At 71.2% G+C, this 20,196-nt stretch carries 21 protein-coding genes; 10 read left to right on the top strand and 11 right to left on the bottom strand.

The window, feature by feature from the left end:
• Positions 1-49: 49 nt before the first annotated feature.
• Positions 50-928, bottom strand: coding sequence for a maleylpyruvate isomerase family mycothiol-dependent enzyme (locus HKK74_RS17975; protein ID WP_312881586.1), 879 nt, complete (start codon positions 926-928; stop codon positions 50-52).
• Between the two features lie 105 nt (positions 929-1,033).
• Positions 1,034-1,639 carry a TetR/AcrR family transcriptional regulator gene (locus HKK74_RS17970; RefSeq protein WP_312881585.1) on the bottom strand — a complete coding sequence of 202 codons (606 nt, stop codon included), beginning with the start codon at positions 1,637-1,639 and terminating at the stop codon, positions 1,034-1,036.
• A 70-nt stretch (positions 1,640-1,709) separates the two neighbouring features.
• Here HKK74_RS17970 and HKK74_RS17965 point away from each other — a divergent pair, with 70 nt between their 5' ends.
• The gene (locus HKK74_RS17965; protein WP_187244370.1) at positions 1,710-2,672 is read left to right on the top strand and encodes an NmrA family NAD(P)-binding protein; all 963 of its coding nucleotides are present in this window, start codon (positions 1,710-1,712) and stop codon (positions 2,670-2,672) included.
• On the opposite strand, the gene HKK74_RS17960 is transcribed toward HKK74_RS17965, so the two are convergent.
• Complete coding sequence (locus HKK74_RS17960; protein ID WP_187244369.1) at positions 2,667-3,305, bottom strand: LuxR C-terminal-related transcriptional regulator; 639 nt, start codon at positions 3,303-3,305, stop codon at positions 2,667-2,669. The two genes, HKK74_RS17965 and HKK74_RS17960, sit on opposite strands and share 6 nt — an antisense overlap.
• On the bottom strand, positions 3,293-4,513 hold the full coding sequence (locus HKK74_RS17955; RefSeq protein ID WP_187244368.1) for a sensor histidine kinase: 1,221 nt from the start codon (positions 4,511-4,513) through the stop codon (positions 3,293-3,295). The genes HKK74_RS17960 and HKK74_RS17955 overlap by 13 nt, the downstream gene beginning before the upstream one ends.
• 173 nt (positions 4,514-4,686) lie before the next feature.
• Between HKK74_RS17955 and HKK74_RS17950 the strand changes: the two genes are divergently transcribed.
• The 5 genes from HKK74_RS17950 (at position 4,687) to HKK74_RS17930 (ending at position 11,387) form a co-directional block, all read left to right on the top strand.
• A complete protein-coding gene (locus HKK74_RS17950) occupies positions 4,687-5,418 on the top strand; it encodes an ABC transporter ATP-binding protein (protein WP_222722402.1) in 732 nt (243 codons plus the stop codon).
• Positions 5,415-7,847, top strand: a complete 2,433-nt coding sequence (locus tag HKK74_RS40030; RefSeq protein WP_187244367.1) for an FtsX-like permease family protein — start codon at positions 5,415-5,417, stop codon at positions 7,845-7,847. Before HKK74_RS17950 ends, HKK74_RS40030 begins: the two co-directional genes overlap by 4 nt.
• Positions 7,848-8,060: 213 nt before the next feature.
• Positions 8,061-8,870, top strand: coding sequence for a GNAT family N-acetyltransferase (locus HKK74_RS17940; protein WP_312881584.1), 810 nt, complete (start codon positions 8,061-8,063; stop codon positions 8,868-8,870).
• The gene (menC, locus tag HKK74_RS17935) at positions 8,867-9,967 is read left to right on the top strand and encodes an o-succinylbenzoate synthase (protein ID WP_187244366.1); all 1,101 of its coding nucleotides are present in this window, start codon (positions 8,867-8,869) and stop codon (positions 9,965-9,967) included. Before HKK74_RS17940 ends, menC begins: the two co-directional genes overlap by 4 nt.
• A gap of 40 nt (positions 9,968-10,007) precedes the next feature.
• Positions 10,008-11,387, top strand: coding sequence for a serine hydrolase domain-containing protein (locus HKK74_RS17930; protein WP_187244365.1), 1,380 nt, complete (start codon positions 10,008-10,010; stop codon positions 11,385-11,387).
• 158 nt (positions 11,388-11,545) lie between these two features.
• Here HKK74_RS17930 and HKK74_RS17925 read toward each other — a convergent pair whose 3' ends face one another.
• From HKK74_RS17925 to HKK74_RS40885, 4 genes are read right to left on the bottom strand one after another with little or no spacing between them, the layout of a single operon-like run.
• Positions 11,546-13,036: an MFS transporter gene (locus tag HKK74_RS17925; RefSeq protein ID WP_246491675.1), complete on the bottom strand. Its 1,491-nt coding sequence runs from the start codon at positions 13,034-13,036 to the stop codon at positions 11,546-11,548.
• Positions 13,033-14,304: an SGNH/GDSL hydrolase family protein gene (locus HKK74_RS17920; RefSeq protein WP_187244364.1), complete on the bottom strand. Its 1,272-nt coding sequence runs from the start codon at positions 14,302-14,304 to the stop codon at positions 13,033-13,035. Before HKK74_RS17920 ends, HKK74_RS17925 begins: the two co-directional genes overlap by 4 nt.
• Before the next feature lie 3 nt (positions 14,305-14,307).
• Positions 14,308-14,676, bottom strand: a complete 369-nt coding sequence (locus HKK74_RS17915; RefSeq protein ID WP_187244363.1) for a nuclear transport factor 2 family protein — start codon at positions 14,674-14,676, stop codon at positions 14,308-14,310.
• Between the two features lie 13 nt (positions 14,677-14,689).
• Entirely contained in the window at positions 14,690-15,688 is a 999-nt protein-coding gene (locus HKK74_RS40885) for a zinc-dependent alcohol dehydrogenase family protein (protein ID WP_187244362.1), read from the bottom strand.
• 92 nt (positions 15,689-15,780) lie between these two features.
• Here HKK74_RS40885 and HKK74_RS17905 point away from each other — a divergent pair, with 92 nt between their 5' ends.
• Together HKK74_RS17905 and HKK74_RS17900 are read left to right on the top strand one after the other, a co-directional pair.
• The gene (locus HKK74_RS17905) at positions 15,781-16,491 is read left to right on the top strand and encodes a TetR/AcrR family transcriptional regulator (RefSeq protein ID WP_312881582.1); all 711 of its coding nucleotides are present in this window, start codon (positions 15,781-15,783) and stop codon (positions 16,489-16,491) included.
• 364 nt (positions 16,492-16,855) lie between these two features.
• On the top strand, positions 16,856-17,254 hold the full coding sequence (locus tag HKK74_RS17900) for an oligopeptide/dipeptide ABC transporter ATP-binding protein (RefSeq protein ID WP_187244360.1): 399 nt from the start codon (positions 16,856-16,858) through the stop codon (positions 17,252-17,254).
• 29 nt (positions 17,255-17,283) lie between these two features.
• Here the strand turns inward: HKK74_RS17900 and HKK74_RS17895 are convergent, their stop codons facing one another.
• From HKK74_RS17895 to HKK74_RS17885, 3 genes are read right to left on the bottom strand one after another with little or no spacing between them, the layout of a single operon-like run.
• Entirely contained in the window at positions 17,284-17,598 is a 315-nt protein-coding gene (locus HKK74_RS17895) for a hypothetical protein (protein ID WP_187244359.1), read from the bottom strand.
• Positions 17,599-17,605: 7 nt separating this feature from the next.
• Positions 17,606-17,872 carry a hypothetical protein gene (locus HKK74_RS17890; protein ID WP_187244358.1) on the bottom strand — a complete coding sequence of 89 codons (267 nt, stop codon included), beginning with the start codon at positions 17,870-17,872 and terminating at the stop codon, positions 17,606-17,608.
• A gap of 26 nt (positions 17,873-17,898) precedes the next feature.
• Positions 17,899-18,111, bottom strand: a complete 213-nt coding sequence (locus tag HKK74_RS17885) for a hypothetical protein (protein WP_187244357.1) — start codon at positions 18,109-18,111, stop codon at positions 17,899-17,901.
• Between the two features lie 167 nt (positions 18,112-18,278).
• Between HKK74_RS17885 and HKK74_RS17880 the strand changes: the two genes are divergently transcribed.
• Both HKK74_RS17880 and HKK74_RS17875 read left to right on the top strand, forming a co-directional pair.
• Positions 18,279-19,538: a sensor histidine kinase gene (locus HKK74_RS17880; protein ID WP_187244356.1), complete on the top strand. Its 1,260-nt coding sequence runs from the start codon at positions 18,279-18,281 to the stop codon at positions 19,536-19,538.
• Positions 19,529-20,182 carry a response regulator transcription factor gene (locus HKK74_RS17875; RefSeq protein WP_187244355.1) on the top strand — a complete coding sequence of 218 codons (654 nt, stop codon included), beginning with the start codon at positions 19,529-19,531 and terminating at the stop codon, positions 20,180-20,182. The genes HKK74_RS17880 and HKK74_RS17875 overlap by 10 nt, the downstream gene beginning before the upstream one ends.
• The last annotated feature ends 14 nt before the right edge of the window (positions 20,183-20,196 follow it).

Below are 20,196 nucleotides of genomic sequence, written 5' to 3'. Positions count from 1 at the left end.
CCTGTCTGAACCGCGGGGGCAATCATCGGCCGTAGCTCCCCAACAGACCCTATGGCCGGCGAGACTCTCCGAATGGGTCCGAGTCTGGTGGCGTCCAGATGATCGACACGATATTGAGGGCGGCCGTTGCGAGCCGGTGGTCGCCGTCGATGCGGACGCGTTCTGCGGCCTGGTGGGGGTGGATGCCGCGAGTGCACAAACGCCAGGCGGTGTCGGTTTCGAGCTCGAGATAGGCATCGGGTCGGGGGCTTGAGTCCCGTTGAAGCACCCAGCGTTTCGGGCCGCGGATGCAGGCCCAGGTTCCTTCGCCGGGTCCGGTCACACTCACCTGGAGTGTGGTTCGTTCCGGGGCCTGCACTTCGCGCAGGGTGTGGGGAAGCGCCCGCATGAAGGTGTCAATGACCGGCCCAAAGTATTCGGGGTCGGTCAGGCCGGTCCGATCGGTGGCCTCGCAGATCTGCTGGTGATGGGTCCAGTACTCGGTGAAGTCCCGGGACGCGTCCAGCCAGGCCGGATGTGGTTCGGGACCGGCCCAGCTCACCGATCCGTCAATGGCGTCCATGTCGACGTTCTGCCAGAACAAGACGACCTGATCGCCGATGAAGGACAGCAAGTCGGTGAGCACGGCCGGGCTGAGCCTGGAGGCGGCGGTCACCCAGTCATCGTTGATACGGTCGAGAAAGGCAGGGAACGCCTCGCCGTCGCTTGGGCGCAGCACGTGGAAACGGTCTCTGTGCATGGACAAGCGTCCAATATGGTCGCCCAGGACGTGTGCGGCGACATCCTTGACGTTCCATCCCGGGCAGGCCGTGGGACGTATCCATTCATCGGGTTCGAGGCTGCCGAGAAGCTCGATGAAGGCCGTCTGCTGCTTGGGGAACAGGGGCTGGACGTTGATCGGGGGCCCCAGCCAGGAGGAGTCGGTCACCACTTGACCTTTCTCGTCATCCGGTCTCCCAGAGGCCCGGGTGGCGGTCCTTGAGCGAGCGTCGAGTAGACGTTGGTGAAGTCAACCAGGCGCCGGACTGCTTGCTCATCCGCGCGTGGTGGCCGATGTCCGGAAACCGTCCAGTCCGAAGGTCAGCAGTCGCTCGCCCTGGGGTATGGAGCTCTGCTCGCCCGCCCACGCCGCCGCATTGACCAGCGCGTACAGGTCCGGGGCGGTGACGTCCGGCCGCACTTCACCGGCCGCCCGCGCCCGCGCCACCAGTCCCTCCCCGGCGGCGAGCACCGCCTTGCACGCCGTGTGCAGCTCCGAGGTCTCGTCCTCGACAGCCTGCATCAACGCGGCGCCCAGCCCTCGGTAGATCGTCGTGTGCGCCATCGCCGCCCGCGCCCAGGCGGCCAGGCCATCGAAGGGTGAGGGGTGGGGGAGCAGTTCCTCGCCGGTCGCGGCCAGGGCCCGCATCCGATCACCCAGCAGCGCCTCCAGCAGCGCCCGTCGGGTGGGGAAGTGGCCGTAGAGCGTGCCATTGGCCACCCTGGCCCGGCGCGCGATCTCCTCCAGTGAGAAGTCCGCGCCGTGCTCGGCGAACGCTGCCGCCGCCTCGGCCAGTAGCCGTTCGTAGTTGCGGCGTGCGTCCGCGCGCATGCGGCGCCGGGGCGCGGGTGTGCCGATGTCCATGAGCAGAACCCTCACTGGAAAACTCGAGACTGTCTCGATATATTTCTCGAGACAGTCTCATCTTACCGTCGGGAGATCCCACCACATGACCACGCCCCTGAAGCGTTCGCTCTCATCCACAACCGCCGCGATCAGCGCCGGCAAGCCCATCCTTGTCACCGGCGCCACCGGCCGGCAGGGCGGAGCCGCCGCCGTACGCCTGCTGGCCGACGGCTGGCCGGTCCGCGTCCTGGTCCGGGACCCCGCCGCCGCGGCCGTCCGCGAGCTGGCCGCGGCGGGCGCCGAGCCGCTCCGGGGTGATCTGGACGATCCCGGCAGCCTCAAGGCGGCCATGGCCGACGCCCACGGCGTCTTCGCTGTCACCCCCGACGACCTGGACGGCGATCGCGAGATCCGGCGCGGCCGGCACCTGGCAGACGCCGCAGCAGCGGTCGGCGTCGCCCACCTGGTCTTCGCCTCCGTCGGCGGCGCCGAGCGGGGCACCGGCATCTCCTACTGGGAGAGCAAATGGGCCATCGAGCAGCACATCGCCGCCCTCGGGCTGCCGGCCACCGTTCTGCGACCGGTGCGCTTCATGGAGAACCACGCCATCCCCGGGCTGGGGCTGGGCGGCATCTCCGCCGACGGAGTCCTGCGCCACCTCTTCGCCCCTGACGTCCCCGTGCAGCTGATCGCCGTGACCGACATCGGCGCTTTCGCCGCCCTCGCCTTCGCCGACCCTGCCGCATACCTTGGCCGGGCCTTGGAGCTGGCAGGCGACGAGCTGACCCCCGACGCCACCGTGCGCCTGATCAGCCGGCACCTCGGGCGCCAGATCACTTACCAGCAGGTCGCGGGCGAGGAGCTGAACCTGAACGAGGACGCCTCGCGTGCCTTCACCGCCCAAAATGGACTGTGGCGAGCCGACATCCCGGCCCTGCGCCACCGCCACCCCGACCTGCTGGACTTCCCCGCCTGGTTGGACCAAGGCGGAGCCGACGCCATCGCCACGCTCCTCGACGGCGCTGACCCGGCCCGGTCCGCCGGCGCGGGGCGGGATCACTCATGAGTTGAGGTAGGCCAGGACGGCAAGGACGCGGCGGTGGCCGCTGTCGGTGGGCGGCAGACCGAGCTTGGCGAACACGGCGCCGATGTGCTTGCTGACGGAACGCTCGGCGATGACGAGGGTGGTCGCGATGGTGGTGTTGTCGAGACCCTGGGCCATCAGTCCGAGTACCTCGCGCTCGCGGGGGGTCAGCGCCTGGAGTGGGTCGTGCCGGGCGGTCATCAGCTGGGAGACGACCTCCGGATCGAGGGCGGTGCCGCCCGCGCCGACGCGCCGGAGGGCGTCCAGGAACTCCTCGACCCGGCTCACCCGGTCCTTGAGCAGGTAGCCGACGCCCTGGGCGCCCCCGGCGAGCAACTCGGCGGCATAGGTCTCCTCGACGTACTGCGACAGGACCAGGACGGGCAGCCCGGGCAGCGCCTCGCGGGCCAGGATCGCGGCGCGCAACCCCTCGTCGCGGAACCCCGGCGGGAGCCGGACGTCCAGGACGGCGGCATCGGGACGGTGCTCCAGCAGGGCCGGAAGCACATCAGGGCCGCTGCCGACGACGGCGACGACATCGTGGCCGTCGGAGGTCAGCAGCAACACGAGGCCTTCGCGCAACAGGACGTTGTCCTCGGCGATCACGATCCGCACGGCAGGTCCACCTCGAGCGTCGTCCCTTCCCCGTCGGGACTGTCGATGCGGGTGGTCCCGTCGAGCGCCGCCACCCGGCGGCGGATGCCCGCCAGGCCGCTGCCACGGCCCGGGTCGGCCCCGCCCTCGCCATCATCTCGCACGATGATCCTCAAGTGCGGGCCTTGGCGGCGGACGGTGACGGACGCGTGGGTGGCGCCGCTGTGCTTGGCGATGTTGGTGAGGGCCTCGGCGACGACGAAGTAGGCGGCCGCCTCGACGGCCGCGGGCGCCCGTCCCTCGTCGAAGTCGGTCTCGATCGGGATCGGCTGCCCGGCGGCGAGCGCGCGAAGGGCCCCGGCCAGGCCCCGGTCGGACAGGATCGGCGGGTAGATCCCCCGGATCACCGTCCGCAGCTGGGTGAGGACCTCCTCCACACCGTTCCTGGCGTCCAGGAAGAGGGCGCGGGCCGCCTCCGGGTCGGTGTCGAAGCGGCGGTCGGCGAGCCCCAGGCGCAGCGCGACGGCGACGAGCTGCGCCTGTGTGCCGTCGTGCAGGTCTCGCTCGATGCGCCGCAGCTCGGCGCCGTGCGCCTCCAGCGCCTCGGCGCGGGTCTCGGCGAGCTGCTCGACCCGCTCGACGAGGCTGGTGCGGCTCGTGGGCCGCAGAAGCGCCTCCGCCAGCCGGGCCTGCCAGCGCGCGAACCGCGGCACCAGCCACAGCAGTATGAAGACGTAGAGAGCCCCCTGGACGAACGGCAGCGTCAGCGCCTTCGGCCAGCTGTCCAGGGTGACGAAGGCCGACTGCGAGCCCTCGGGCACCGCCCACCACCACAGCGGCAGCGAGAGCGTGTACGGGATCGCCGGCCACAGCGACACCGCGAGCACGGCGGCAAGCAGGCCGGTGAGCCCGTGCGCCACCATCCAGGCGACGTCCCGCCACACGACCGGGGACCTCACCAGCATCCCGCCCCGCTCGAGGCCGTCGCCCGGCAGCGGCCGGTACGGCACGGGGATCTCGCGGCCCAGCAGCCGTCCGGCCCGGCGCCGTTCGGCGTTCGCGAGCGCCCGCAGCGGTTTCACGGCCGCCGGCAGCCACGGAAGGGCGATGACCAGCAGCACCAGGACGCCCGCCAGCGGCACGAGCCCGAGCATCGCGGGCACGGAAGTGCGCAGGCCCGCGAGGAGATGGCTCGTCGCGTCCGCACTGCGTCTCAGGGCCTTGTTCATGTCACCTCGCGACTCACCGTAAGTGACGCCGGGGTCCCGCGGACCGAGGCGTGCACCCAGATCGATGGTGTAGCGCACTACACCATCGATTCGGGAGCGCGCACCAATGTGACCGGCCTCCTCCGAAGCCTAAGTTCGACCAGGTGAGAGGCGCTTTCCCACAGAGGAGGATCATGACGACGATGACGGCCGAGGCCACCGCGCAGGCGGTGAGCCTGGAGTCGGTCACCAAGGCCTACGGCGCCGTCCGGGCCCTGGACGGCGTCACGTGGACGTTCCCGCGCGGCGGGTTCACCGCGGTCATGGGGCCGTCCGGCTCGGGCAAGAGCACGTTCCTGCACTGCGCGTCCGGCCTCGACCGGCCCAGCGAGGGCACCGTCCGGATCGGCGGCGTGGACCTCGGCCGTCTGGGCGAAGCCAAGCGGACGCGGCTGCGCCGCGAGCGGATCGGGTTCGTCTTCCAGGCATTCAACCTGATCCCGTCCATGGACGTTGAGCAGAACATCACGCTCCCGCTCGAACTCGGTGGCATCGAGGCCGACCCCTCCTGGCTGAACGAGGTGGTGCGCCGCGTCGGGCTGTCCGACCGGCTGCGGCACCGTCCGTCCGAGCTGTCGGGCGGCCAGCAGCAGCGCGCCGCCCTGGCTCGCGCCCTGGTGACCCGCCCCGACGTGGTCTTCGCGGACGAGCCGACGGGGGCGCTCGACCCTCGCACGGCCCGCGAGGTACTGCGGCTCCTGCGCGAGGCGGTCGACATCACCGGGCAGACGCTCGTCCTCGTGACCCATGACCCGATGGCGGCCGCCTGGGCCGACTCGGTCCTCTTCCTCAGCCAGGGCCGGATCGTCGACGAGATGGTCGGCCCGTCCCCTACGGCCGTGATGAACCGCTGGGAATCGCTGTGAAGAACAAGGGTGCGTTCACCGGGGTATTCGCGGCGCTGCTGTTCGCCGCCGCGCTGGTCGGGGCGTTCGGGGTGCTGCTGGAGTCGGCCTGGCGGGCACATGCGCCGGTCGAGCGGTTCGGTGCGGCCACCGCGGTCGTGACGGGGCACCAGAGCGTCAAGGACCGGATGAAGCGGCTCGGTGACGAGCCGGAGGAGCAGAGCCGGCCGCTGGCCGAGCGCGCCCGGGTGCCGGTCGCCATGGCCGAACGGCTGCGAGCCGTCCCCGGCGTACGGGGCGTGGTCGCGGACGTGTCATTCCCCGTCCTGGCGTCCTCGGGGCAGACGATGACCGGCCACGGCTGGGACTCGGCGGCCCTTGGCCCCTACAGGCTGAGCGCCGGGCGGGCTCCACGGTCAGCGGTCGAAGTCGTCCTGAGCCGAGCGGCCGGTGTCCCGCCGGGCGGGTTGGTCCGGTTGCAGATCAACGGGAGACCACAGCCGTACCGGGTCACCGGGCTGGTCTCGTCCGGGCACGACACGGCGTTCTTCACCACGGGAACGGCGGCAGCGCTGTACGGCCATCCCGGCCAGGCGGACGCCCTCGCGGTGCTCGCGGACGCCAAGGTGACCCCCGACTCCCTCCGCAAGGCCGCGCCCGGGCTCACCGTGGCCACCGGACCGGCGCGCGGCGACGCCGAGGACCTCGCCGTGGCCGTCGCCCGGCCGGACATCCTGGAACTGGGCGCGTCGCTCGCCGGCGTCGCCGTGATGACCGCGCTGGTGATCGTCGGCGGGCTGATCGCCCTGTCGGTACGAGAGCGCGCACGCGAGTTCGCGCTGCTCCGCGCGATCGGAGCGACGCCCTGGCAGGTACGCCGACAGCTGATGCGCGAGACGCTGACGGTCGGGGTGCCCGCCGCCCTCCTCGGCGGCGTCCTATCGCTCGCGCTCGGCGCCGGCATGCACGCGGCGATGCTCCACAAGGGCGTCCTGCCGAAGGGCTTCGGGCTGTCCCTCAGTCTCGCGCCCGCGCTGGCCGCATTCTCCGTCACGCTGCTCGCCGCGACCGTGACCGCGCTGCTGGCGTCCCTGCGAGCCTCGCGGATCCGTCCCCTCGAGGCACTGGGCGAGGCCGCCGTCGAGCCCGCCGACCTGCCCCGCCGGCGCGTCGTCACCGGCGTGGTGTTCCTCGTCATCAGCCTGAGCGCGCTCGGGGCGTCCACTGCCACCACCGGGCCCACCGCGACCGCCTCGATCGGCGGTCTGGTCATCTGCCTGATCATCGCCACCGCCCTGCTGGGGCCGCTGGTGGCACGCTTCGGCAACCGGGTTCTGGGCCGCGCGGCCCGCCTGGTGTCGCCGGTGGCCGGGCGGCTGGCCCAGCACGCCGGCGGAGCCGCCGCCCTGCGCGCGGGGTCCGTCATCACGCCTGTCGCGCTGGCCATCGCCTTCGCCGGTACTCAGCTGTTCGCACAGTCCACGGTCGTCCACGCGACGGCCGAGCAGGCCTCCGCCGGCAACCGCGCCGACCAGGTGCTGGTGTCGGCCGGGCCAGGGCTACCGCAGGGCGCCGCTGAGGCCGCGCGCCGCGTGCCCGGCGTCACGGCCGCCACACCGGTCAAGCGCACCACCGTTGTCATGGCGGTCAAGGAACTGGGCGAGAAGAACCTCAGGTCCCTGTCCGCCCTGGGCGTCGGCGAAGACGCCGAGGCGACGATGGACCCGAAGCCGACCTCCGGCCGGCTCGGCGATCTGCGCGGCGAGACCATCGCGCTCAGCCGGGACGTCGCCGGCGGGCTCCACGTCGGCTCTGTGACCCCGCTCTGGCTCGGCGACGGAACCCGCGTCAGGGCCCGCGTGGTGGCGGTGTACGAGCGGGGCCTCGGCTTCGGCGACGTGATTCTTCCCCACGCCCTGGTCGGCGCTCACTCCTCCACGAGCCTGGACGACCACGTCCTCATCCGTGGGAACGCCGGCCTCCGGCCGGTCGCCGCCGCGTACGCCGGGGCCCACGTGATCGATCGCACCGCGTTCGGCGCCAGGCTTTCGCAGGAGCTCCGGCTTCAGGAGTTCATCAGTCATGTGGTCGTCGTGGCGATCACCGGGTTCATCGTCATCGGCCTGGTCACGACGCTGGCGCTGGCGACCGCGGCACGCCGGCGTGAGTTCGCCCTGTTGCGCCTGGTCGGCGCGACGCGCCGGCAGGTGCTGCGAATGCTGCGGCTCGAGGCCGCCATCGTCCTCGGCACCGGAGTCGCGGCCGGGTCCCTCATCGTCGCGGTGACGCTCATGGCCTTCGCCACGGCGGTCACCGGGCTCCCGTTGCCCGAGATCTCCCTCGTGAGCTGCGCAGCGCTACTCCTCGGCGTGGCCGGTTCCGGCGCCGCCGCGATCCTCCTCCCGGCACGGGCCATGCTGCGCCGGCGCACCTCCCCGAACATCTCCTGACGGCCGCCTCTTGGGATCGGGCGACGAATCTCCGGCTCCTCTTGTCGCATGGGACGAACTCCGGGGCTCTGACCTCGCTTAGTGTCCTGGTATCGACTCCTCGGAAGGCCGGTCCGTGTTCATTGAGCCTCAGCTCCGCGCCGCGATGACGGCCGACCTGGAAGAGCTCGTGGTCTGCGGGTCCTTCTCGTCCGGCCACCCGGCGGTGGCGCGGTGATCGAGGTGCGCGAGCTCTACGAGCTGGAGGACCTCTACGAGGTCTACCGGCTGATCGACGCCATCTGGCACCCCGATCCCGGCGCGGAACCGGTCCAGGTCGAGCTGCTGCGCGCCCTGTCGCACGCGGGGAACTACGTGGCCGGGGCCTACCAGGACGGCCGCTTGGTCGGGATGTCGATAGCCTTCCTGGCCGCCCCGCCCGGGGTTTCGCTGCACTCCCACATGACCGGCGCCAGGGCCGGCCGCGGGATCGGCATGGCGCTGAAGCTGCACCAGCGCCGGTGGGCGCTGGACCGCGGGCTGAGCCGCATCACCTGGACCTACGATCCGCTGGTCAGCCGTAACGCGCACTTCAACTTGGTCAAGCTGGGCGCCCGTCCCGTGGAGTACCTGGCCTCGTTCTACGGGGCCATGGACGACTCGATCAACAGCGGGGACGAGACCGACCGGGTGCTGGCGGCCTGGCCGCTGGCGGACCCGCGGGTCGTCGCCGCCGCGGCGGGACGGGCCGTTCAGGCCGGGGTCCCCGCGGGGGCGGTGGCCGCGCTGAGCGACCACGACGGCCGGCCGGTGCCCGGCACGACCAACGCGCCGGCGCTCCTGGTCGCGGTGCCGCAGGACATCGAGGGGCTGCGCCGGCGGGATCCGGAGGCCGCCCGCGCCTGGCGGGTCGCGCTCCGGGACGTGCTGGGCGGTCTGCTGGACGAGGGCGCGCGGGTCACCGGATTCCACCGCAGGTCCTGCTACGTCGTCGAACGCGAGCCGATCGAACGCGGATTCAACCACGCCAAGGGGTCCTCATGAAGATCACCGGAATCGAGCTGCGGCGGATCGCGATGCCGCTGGTGGCGCCGTTCCGCACGTCCTTCGGCACCGAGACCGCGCGCGACGTGCTGCTGGTCCGCGTGGTGACGCCCGAGGCGGAGGGGTGGGGCGAGTGCGTCGCGATGTCCGGGCCGCTGTACTCCTCCGAGTACGTGGACGGCACGGCGGACGTGCTGCGGCGATTCCTGATCCCGGCGCTGCCCGCGAACGTGGACGCCCACGCGGCCGAGCGCGCGCTCGAACCGTTCAAAGGCCACCGGATGGCCAAGGCCGCGCTGGGCACCGCCATCCTCGACGCGCAGCTGCGCGCGGTCGGCGAGTCGTTCGGGCGGTCCCTCGGCGTGGCCCGCGACCGGGTGCCCTGCGGGGTCTCGGTCGGGATCATGGACTCGATTCCCGAGCTGCTGGACGCCGTCGCGGGGTACATCGCCGAGGGCTACGTCCGGATCAAGCTGAAGATCGAACCGGAGTGGGACGTGGCGCCCGTCCGCGCCGTCCGCGAGCGGTTCGGCGACGACCTGCTCCTCCAGGTCGACGCCAACGCCGCGTACACCCTCGCCGACGCCCGGCGGCTCGCGCGGCTGGACGACTTCGACCTGCTGCTGATCGAGCAGCCGCTGGCCGACGACGACCTTGTCCAGCACGCCAGGCTCGCCCAGATGATCAAGACTCCGGTCTGCCTGGACGAATCGATCGAGTCCGCCGCGCACGCCGCCGCCGCGATCTCGCTGGGCGCCGCCGCGATCATCAACATCAAACCCGGCCGCGTCGGCGGGTACCTGGAGGCCCGCCGCATCCACGACCTGTGCCAGGCGCACGGCGTCCCGGTGTGGTGCGGCGGGATGCTGGAGACCGGCCTCGGCCGCGCCCCCAACGTCGCACTGGCCGCACTGCCCGGCTTCACCCTGCCCGGCGACACGTCGGCGTCCCGCCGCTACTACGCCGCCGACATCACCGAGCCATTCGAGCTGGACGACGGCCACCTCGACGTGCCCGTGGGACCGGGCATCGGGGTGGACCCCCTCCCGGAGCGCCTGGACGAGTTCACCACCTCCGCCGAATGGATCCCCCTCTGACCAGGCCCCGGCCTGGAATCACGACACATTGGAGCGTTCGATGTCCCTCAACCGGGGGCGCTGGCAGCGCCTGCTCGACGAGGCGGCGGCCGCGGGCGACGTGCCCGGCGCGACGCTGGCCATCTATCACGGGGGCGAATCTCTGGCGCTGGCGACCGGTGTCCTCCACCTGGAGACCGGCGTCGAGACCACCCCCGGCTCGGTCTTCCAGATCGGCTCGGTGACCAAGGCGTACACGGCCGCGCTGGTCATGCGGCTGGCCGACCGCGGGGTGCTCGACATCGACATCCCGCTGATCACCTACGTCCCGGAGTTCCGCGTCGCCGACCCGGTGGTCTCCCAGCGGCTGACGCTGCGTCATCTGCTCACGCACACCGGCGGGATCGACGGAGACCACTTCCTCGACACCGGGCGGGGCGACGACGCGCTGGAGCGGTATGTCGAGTCGTGCGTCACGCTGGAGCAGGCACAGCCGCCGGACACGATCATGTCGTACTGCAACAGCGGCTTCGTGATCATCGGGCGGGTGGTGGAGAAGGTCACCGGCGGCACGTTCGAGGACGCGATCCGCACCGAGCTGCTCGACCCGCTCGGCGTCACCCGGACCGTGGCGTTCCCGGACGACGTGCTGCGGTTCCGTGCGGCGTACGGGCACGTGCCGGGGACCGACGGGAAGCCGGTTCCCGCGCCGCGCTGGTCGTACCTTCGATCCATCGGCCCGGCGGGCGGGCTCAGCGCGACCGCGGAGGACGTCCTGGCGTTCGGCCGGATGCTCCTGGACGACGGGGTCTCACCGCTGACCGGCGAGCGCGTCCTGCCCGCGGACGCCGTCCGGCTGATGCGCACCGCGCAGATCGCCGTCCCCGACACCCGCCTGGCCGACCACTGGGGCCTCGGGCTGATGCTCATGGACTGGGACGGCGGCCGGGTCGCGGGGCACGACGGCGGCAACGTCGGCCAGGGTTGCCTGATGCGGTTCGCGCCCGGTCATGACACCGCGGTGGTCATCACCTTCAACGGTGGCGACTCCTCGCTGCTGGGCGCGCGCCTGTTCGGGGAGATCTTCTCCGAGCTCGCCGGGATCACCATGCCCGCCCAGGCCGTCGCGGTGTCCGGGGCGCCCCTGCCGGCCGGCGCCGACGACTGGACCGGCACCTACGACAGCGTCAACGTCACCATGCTCGTCGAGCCCGGCGACGACCGCGAGCTGGCCCTGACGCTCATGCCGCGCGGCATCATCGCCGACAACCTCGGCGGCACGAACTTCAAGGGCCCGCTGCTGCCGACCCTGGACGAGAACATCTACGCCGCCGGCCACCTCGGCAGCGGCGAGGCCCAGGCGGTGGTGTTCCTCCAGCTCGGCGACGGCACCCGCTACATCCACTGCAACGGACGCGCGCTGCGCCGCGTCAAGGCCTGAACGCCATGCGAGGGGGCCGTGGCTGCGCGGTCCCCCGCATCGTGCGCCACACTTACCCCGTCCGGTGCCTGCGGAGCGCAGGGTTTGACGCTCCTTCACCACCGACACCACGGGGCTGGTGGAGCGTGCCGGGCGGGCACGCTACACCAGCAAGTGGATCACGATTTCACTGTGTCCGCGTCCTCCGGCCGAGCTGTCGGCCTGCCCTCCGCCGTTCGGGGCCGCGTCGGAGTGCCCGGCCGGTGCAGGGCAAGGGCCAGCAGGCCGCCTCCCATCGAGGCGGCGCCGCCGATCCACATGGCTGTCTGCATGCCATCGGCGGTTGAATCCGTCCCCGCGCTGTCGCCGAGGCCGGCCGCTGTCGCGATGGCCACCAGGATCGCCAGCCCGGCAGCGCCGCCGATCTGTTGGAAGGCCGACGCGACACCGGAGGCGATGCCTGCCTTGTCCGGCTCGACCCCGGTCGCCGCGCTGGCGAACATCGCCGGGAAGGTCATGCCACCGCCGATTCCCCAAACGACAAGCCCGGGCAGCAGCGCCCAGAAGGGCGCCCCCGTGCCCACGGCCGCCGCCGTCAGCACGATGCCAATGCCGTTGACGGTCATGCCCGTCACCAGCGTGACGCGCAGCCCCAACCGTCCAAGCACCCTGGCCAGCCACAGCGCCGCCACCATGGAGCAGGCGGCCAGCGGCAGGAACGCCAGCCCGGCCGCCAGCGCGTCGTAGTGCAGCACGCCTTGCAGGTAGGTGGTGTAGAGGTAATAGCATCCACCGAGCGCGCTCTGGAAGATCAGGATCACCAGCACCGAGATCGCTAGGTTCCGGTTGCGGAGCAGCCCCGGCGGCATCAGTGGGTCCCGGGTCCGCCCCTCCGCAAGCAGGAACGCACCGAGCATCAGCACCCCGGCGGTGATCGAGCCTGCGCCCTGGAGTGACCCCCAGCCCGACTCCGGTCCGTTCACCAGGCCCAGCACGAGGAGTGAGGATCCGACGGTGGCGAGCACCGCGCCCGGCACGTCGATCCGGCCCCACACCCCTGCTCGGTCATTGCCGGGCCGGTCCGGGTCCAGAACCACCGGGGCCGCGGCCGCGGCCAGCAGCGCGGGCGCCGCCAGCACGAACAGCACCCACCGCCATCCCCACGCGTCGGTCAGCACCCCGCCGAGCAGGGCGCCGGCCGCCAGCCCTGCGCTGCCGACCGCGCCCCACACGGCGAGCGCGTGGTTACGCTCCCGCCCTTCCGCGAAGCGGGTGTTGATGAGGGTCAGCGTCGCCGGTGCGAGCAGCGCCGCGCCGATTCCTTGGACGGCCCGGGCGGCGATGAGTGGGGCGGGGCCGCCGGCAAACCCGCCGGCCAGGCAGGCCAGCCCGAACAGGGCCAGCCCAAGTATCAGCATCCGGCGTGCCCCGAGCCGGTCGACCAGCCGCCCACCGAGCAGGAGGAACCCGCCGAGGGCGATGGCGTAGGAGCTGACGACCCACTGCAGGGACTGCGCGGTGAACCCGAGTGCCCGCCCCATGTCCGGCAGCGCGACGTAGACGATGTTGTAGTCGGCGGCGACGGTGAACTGCGTGGCGGCGATCAGGGCGAGCATCAGCCCTTTCGACTGCGGCTTGGACACCTGAGCGCCAGGGCTCGAGCCGGTCATACGGCACCTCGTGGTTGGACGAGGACGGCGGGGTCGACGGCGTAGGCCATGGCTCGGTAGCCGGCGTTGTTGGGATGCAGATGGTCGCCCGAGTCGTAGGCCGGGTTGAGCCGGTCGCCATCGGACGGTGAAGCCATGACGCGGTCGAGATCGATCACTGCGTCGTACTCGCCCGATGTGCGGATCCAGGCATTGAGTGCCTCCCGTTTGGCTTCGCTGTGCGCGGTGTAGTACGCCGATCCCTTGATCGGAGGCAGCGTCGCGCCGATGACTCGGAGGCCGTGGGTGTGTGCGAGCCGGATCAGTTCACGATGCCCGGAGATGATCTTCTCGGTGGAGACGTCGGGGTACGGCGCGAAGATCGGGGCGGGCGATGCGGCCGCCAGCTCGCTGATGCCGAGGTCGTTGATGCCTTCCAGGATGATTACCGTGCGCACGCCGGCTTGGCCGAGGACATCGCGCCGGAACCGTGATGTGGCTTTGTCGCCGAACCAGGCGGAGTCGACCGTGACGCGGTTGCCGGCCATGCCCTGGTTCAGCACGGCGTGCGGCCGGCCGGCGGCAGCCAGCCGTTCGGCGAGTTCGTCGGGGTAGCGGTTGTTGGCGTCCGTGCTGCTGGTGGCTCCATCGGTGAGGGAGTCGCCGAAGGCGACCACGCCGTTGCGCGATGCGGGGCCGATGACGTCCACGCCGCTCAGGTAGTACCAGGACTGCGAGGTCTGCGTGAACGCTTCACCGCCGATGTCGGCCGTGTGGTCGCCAGCGGCTCGGTAGCTGGTCGCAAGGGCCTGGGCGTGGAACGTCGCCGGACCAGTCGGCGCTGCCAGGAAGAAGGTGACGGTGACCGACTCCAGGGTGGCCAGCCGCAACGGTACCGGGTCGCTGGCGAGTTCGGCGCCGACCGGGATCGTGAAGGTCCGTGCCCGGCTGACGGTCAGGTGTCGCAGCGAGCCTGGTCGTACGGCGGCGCCGCGTGAGGTGCGGGCGACCGTAGCGCCGGCGATGGTGAGCGGGGTGGTGCCGTAGGCGTTCGACAGCCGTATCCGGGCGGCCACGCCGCCGGCGCTGACCCGGACGGTCTGGCGGACGGTTTGGTGCGCGAAGCCCTGCTCCGACCAGTTCGGGGCGAAGCCGGCGCTCGGACGCTGTGGCGAGGCGGTCCAGGTGGCTGTCCAGTCGCGAGCTGTAGCGGCGGCCGGTTGTGCGCTCGAGAAGACAAAGCCGGCCAGCAAGGAGATGGCAAGCAGCCATCGTGTGGCAGAAGACATGCGTCAGTCGTTCCTTGTGTCGAAGAAGGCGTAGATGTGGCGGATACGCCCGCCGGCGAAGAGGGCGACGTCCGAGCCCGTTGCTGCGGGCGTGGCCGCATCCGCTTGGCCGAACTGCCAGAAGAACCGTGCTTGGTCGTGGTGGACGTCGACCGGTGCCCTCAGGCTGAACCGGAAGCCGGGTGGAGTCCGCTCCTTCAGGCTCGAAAACGCGGCATCCAGCGACTCCAGTCCTTCCACGGCGACTTCCGGGTCGGTGTAGGTGCAGTCCGGTGTGAAGATCTGCTCGATCGTCGAGCGGCGTCGCGCCGCGTCGCTCTCGTTGATGGCGTTGATGAACTGGTCGATGAGGTCGGTGTAAATAGCGCTCACAGTGGTGTCCCCTTCAGTGCTGGACGGTGACGACGATCTTCCCGACGTGGGTGCTGGCTTCCATGTGGCGATGGGCTTCAGCGATGTCAGCCAGGTCGAAGGTGCGGTCGATCACCGGGGCGAGCGCGCGGCTGCGCAGGCCGTTGTTGATGAACGCTTGGGCCCGGTGGGTGCGCTCTGGATCGGCGAACAGATGGAAGATGGCGTAGCCGTACACGTTGATCGGCCACCACATCGGCATCGGGGTGGGCCGCCCATCGAGCGATCCGTAGACGATCAACATGCCGTCCGGGGCCACGGCGGGCACCAGATCCGGCAGACCGGGACCGGCGACGCCATCGAAGAAGAGCCGCGCGCCGCGGTCGCCGGTGAGCGCGCGCACCTGCTTGGCCACGTCCCCGTCGTCGCCGGCGATCACATGCGCGGCGCCGGCCTGCAGGAGCCGCTCGGCTTTGGCGCCCGTCCTGGTGACGGCGATGGGCGTGGCGCCGACGTAGTTGGCGATCTGGATGGCCGCCAGCCCGATGCTGCTGGAGGCGGCCGTGACGACCACCGTGTCGCCGGCTTGCATCCGCCCGATCTCGATCAAAGCTCCGTAGGCGGTGAAACCGGCCACCCACACGGCGGCACCGGTGACCGCGTCCACGTGCTCCGGGCGGTGCATGAGCCTGCCGACGGGGACGATGGCCCGCTCGCCGTAGATGCCGTGGGTCGACATCCCCTCATCAACGGGCCTGGCCAGCATGCTGACCGCGTCGCCGACGGTGAAGTTCTCCACGCCCGCCCCGACGGCTTCCACGACACCGGCCGCCTCATGTCCCAGGCGGGAGCCGGGCAGGACGGCGTCGTAGTAGTACCCGCCCGTCCGCAGCAAGACCTCGTTGCGGTTGAGGCCGATGGCGTCGATGCGCACCCGTACCTGCCCCGGGCCGGGCTCACCCAGCTCGACGTCGGCGAAGTAGAGCACCTCGGGACCGCCCAGCTGGTCGAACAGCACTGTCTTGGCTTTCATCACACACCCATCTTGATGCGCGGCGTTCTAAAACCGTGCGCCGTTCAAATTCCGTGAGTCGCACTGTAATGCAGCGGTGTAGGATGTCAAACGTGCAAGACCAGACCCTGGGCCGACGGGCGCGGTTGCGAGCCCAAACCACCGCGGAGATCAAGGCCATCGGGCTCAAGCACCTGGCCGAAGGCGGCCCGGACGCCCTCTCGCTGCGCGCCATCGCCCGCGACATGGGGATGAGCGGCAGCGCCATCTACAGCTACTTCGAGACCAGAGACGCGTTGATCAACGCCTTGATCAACGACATCTACACCTCGCTGCTGGACCAGGTGGAAGCCGCCCGCGACGCCGTCCCGCCCGACGACATCGCCGGCCGGATCCTGGCCTGGGGGCAGTCCCTGCGCGCATGGTCGCTGGCCAACCCGGAAGGGTTCCGGCTGATCTACGGTGATCCGGTCGCCGGGTACCACGCGCCCGACAACGGGCCCGCCCCCGAAGCGGCCAAGCGCGCTTGTCTGGGACTCACCGAACTCGTCGCCACCGCCTGGCCATACGCCAAGACCACGCAATCGCGCACCGACCACCAGTGGTCCGACTTCTCATCCGCGCTGGTGTCCACCGTGCGCGAGGAATTCCCCGACCTGCCCCCGGTCGCCCTGGCGCTCGCGCTGCGGGTCTGGGGTCGCATGCACGGGCTGATCTCTCTCGAGGTCTACGGCCACCTCCGCCTCCAGACCGGTGACCCGGCCAAGCTCCACCGCGCCGAGATGCTCGACCTGATCACATCCCTGAACCTCGAAGCAGACTGACTGACCAGCCAGGGACCCTGCGAACAGTTCGATGTAGTGGCGGTGCTCGCCAAAGGAAGATCACTCCACCGGCGTTGGCGCAGTAGTCGGGCGCGTAAAGGACCCCCGCGGCGGTGCAGCTCCGTGCCGTAGTGCGGCTCGGCGAGCACGTTGTTGGCGGCCCCGGCGACCGCGCCGGCGTCCAGGTCCCGCAGGTTGCGATCGTTGATCACGCCGCCGAGCGCGCACGGCGCGAAGACGTCGCACGGGACCACGAAGATCTCCTCGGGGTCGGCGGACCTGGTCATCCCGGACGGCACGGTGATGGGACTGGTCGGGGAGTCTGGATCGGGCAAGTCCACGCTGGCGCGCGCAGCGGTGGGGCTTGGGCCTGACGATGCTGTTCATCTCCCACGACCTGGCCACCGTGCGGTACGTCAGCGACCACATTGCGGTGATGCACCTCGGCCGCGTCGTCGAGTGTGCCCCCGTGGACGACCTGCTCGCCGACCCCAAGCACCCGTACACGCGAACACTCCTGGAATCGTCCGCACGCGACGCACCGCCGCTCCGGGACACGCCCCCCATGGAGACCCAGACCATGGACGCGGAGCCGCCCGACCCCCGGGAGCCGCCGTCCGGATACCGGTTCCACACCCGGTGCCCCGCAGGCCCTGCCCTGTTCCCCGAACGCGTGTCCTGCACGGAGGACGATCCCCACGCGGCCGCGGTGGAACGGCCGCACCAGGCCGCCTGCCACTTCGCGGAGGCGGAGTTCCGATGAACGCGGCTCCGGTCGGCACGGCCGCGGGCTCAGGGCACGTGCAGCCGCAGGTGGAGCATTGCCGCGAACCGCTCGTCGGGGCCGTCCACCGTCTCGATGCGGCCCTCGTCCGCCTTCAGCTGACGTCCGGAGAACGCCATGACCCGAGAACGGCGGTCCTCGATCGTGACCGGCGCGTCCAGCAGCATGCTGACCGCGTTGGCCACGGCGAACAGGTCCCCCGCGGGGATCCCGCCGAGCTCGGGCGGGACCGCGGGTCCCGGGCAGCCGTCGGCGGGCATCGACCGGATCAGCTCGGCAAGCCACGACCACGACGCGCCGCGGATCAGGCCCAGCAGCACCACCCCCGTCTCAGCGACGGCCGCGCACGGCATCGGTGACCGGCACTGGCGCGCGGATCACCAGCGCCGCGGCGGCGTCCTGCGCGAGCCGCCGCAGCAGCCCGCCGATCTCGTCGGGATCCCGGACGCCAACCCCGAGCACCACGGCACCGGGAGGCGGCCGCAACTCGTCGTGCGGATCGTGGATCACCACGCTGCCGAGCTGCGCGGCGGCCCCCGGATCGCCGCACACCAGGTCGAGCAGGGTGCCCCCTAGGTCGTCCAGGAGCTGTTTCAATCCGGTCCGGCCAGGCGGCTGCATGGTCAGCGGCGGTTGCTCAGAAAACTCACGATCAGCCCGGCGATGCACACCACGGCGACGACCCCCGCCGTCAGGTAGACCGCCATGTTCTGGCCGCTGACACTGGCCCAGGCGTTCACGCCGACGCCGGCCAGCAGGACGACCCACAGTACGGCGCGCAGCCCTCCCCCCGGGCGGGCCTGACGACGCTGATTGGTCTGGTATTGATTGCTCAAGACATCCTCCTTGATTCCGGTTTAAACGCTAAAGGCCGCTCTGATCTGCGACGACCCGGCCTGCTACCCAATCGGAAGTACAGCAGGCTGTACCGCTCCGGGTGCCGGGCATCTCAGGCTGCCGGAAACGACATAGAGTGACGATTCGAGTGCTTACGGGGGTGTCGATGGCCGGGACGGAACCCGACGGCCACTCCTTTCTGCGCGACATGGCGGCGCGGGCCGTACGGGAGCCGTTCAAGGCGCTCGAAGACCTGGCGGGCGGGCTGGGCACCTCCCTCCTGGCCCTGCTCACGCTGGTGTTCGTGCTCGCGATTGGCGCGTTGTGCCTGGTCGGGATCGGGCTGCCGCTCGTATCGCGGACGCTCCGGCTGGTGCACGCCGTCGCCGGCAGGGAACGCGCGCGCCTCGTCCAGCGCGGCCACGAGATCATTGACCCGTACCCGCCCGGGCCACCCACCTCGCCGGTCGCGCTCACCGAACCCGCGACCAGGCGCGATCTTGGCTGGCTCGTCCTGCACGCGACCGCGGGCCTGATCCTGGGCCTCATCGGCGTCCTGTTGCCGATCTTCGCCTTCCGGGACACCACCTTCCCCCTGTGGTGGCGGCTGATCCCCGACGGCGAGGCGACCGCGGGCATCGGGATCCCGGTGGACGGATGGACGCAGGTCCTCGCGGTCGGCCTCATGGGACTGGCCTGGTTCGCGGTCACCATCGGCCTGGGGCCGGGCATCGCCCGGTTGCAGGCCGCCCCGGGGCTGCGGCTACTCGGACCGCACCCCGGCCTGGACCTTTCCGCGCGGGTCGCCGAGCTGTCGGCGACCCGGGCCGCGGCGCTCGAATCGCACGCCGCGGAGCTGCGGCGGATCGAACGGTCCCTGCACGACGGCGCCCAGAACCGTCTCGTCGGGGTCGTCGTACTGGTCGGCGCCGCGCGGCGCGCGCTGGCGAAGGACGCGGCGCTGGCCGAGAACGCGCTCGAACGGGCACAGACCGCCGCGGAAGAGGCCCTGGAAGAGCTGCGCGGCGTCGCACGCGCGATCCTGCCGCCCGTCCTGGAACAGCGCGGTCTCGACGGAGCCCTCAGCGCCCTGGCCGCCCAGTGCTCCGTACCCTGCCGGCTGACCGTGGACCTGCCCGGCGCCTGTCCCGCCTCCGTACAGGCGACCGCCTACTTCGTCGCCGCCGAGGCACTGACCAACGTCTCCCGGCACAGCCACGCCCGCCACGCCACCGTCGACGTCCGCCGCCACACCGGGCGGCTGCGCATCCGCGTCACCGATGACGGCCACGGCGGCGCCCACGAGGACGGCGGAACCGGCATCGCCGGCATCCGCAGCCGCGCCGAAGCCCACGACGGGAGCATGACGCTGTCCAGCCCACCCGGCGGCCCCACCGCGATCGAGGTGGAGCTCCCATGCGCATAGTCATCGCCGAGGACGACGCCCTGCTGCGCGAGGGCCTCACCCTCGTGCTGCGCGGTGAGGGACTCGAGGTCGCCGCCGCCACCGCGACGCCGTCCGACTTCCTGGCCGCGGTCGACCTGCACCGGCCCGATGTCGCCGTCGTCGATGTGCGGATGCCTCCGACCCACACCGACGAGGGCATCAAGGCCGCTGTGGTGGCCCGCCGCAGGTTTCCCGGCCTGGCCGTCGTCGTCCTGTCCGCCTACGTCGAGCAGACCTTCGCGTCCGACCTGCTCGCCCACGGCCCCGCCCGCATCGGCTACCTGCTCAAGGAACGCGTGGGACGCGTCGAGCACTTCCTCGACGCACTGCACCGGGTGGTCGACGGCGGCACCGCCATCGACCCCGACGTCATCACCCAACTGCTCAGCCGCCGGCGCGCAGGCGACCCGCTGGGCCGCCTCACCCCCCGCGAACGCGACGTCCTCGCCCTCATGGCCGAAGGCCTCGGCAACACGGCCATTGCCAAACACCTCACGGTCACCGACGGCGCCGTCCACAAGCACATCCGCAGCATCTTCGCCAAGCTCGACCTCAAACCCACCCAAGAATCCGACCGCAGAGTCGCCGCTGTCCTTCAGTACCTCAACACCACCCGCCAGTGACCCCGGCGAGGTGT

Origin of the sequence: Actinomadura alba (genome assembly GCF_014323705.1) — a bacterium.
Taxonomy (GTDB): domain Bacteria; phylum Actinomycetota; class Actinomycetes; order Streptosporangiales; family Streptosporangiaceae; genus Actinomadura_C; species Actinomadura_C alba.
Note: the sequence above shows the minus strand (reverse complement) of the source record. Positions and strands in the feature narration are given on the sequence as shown.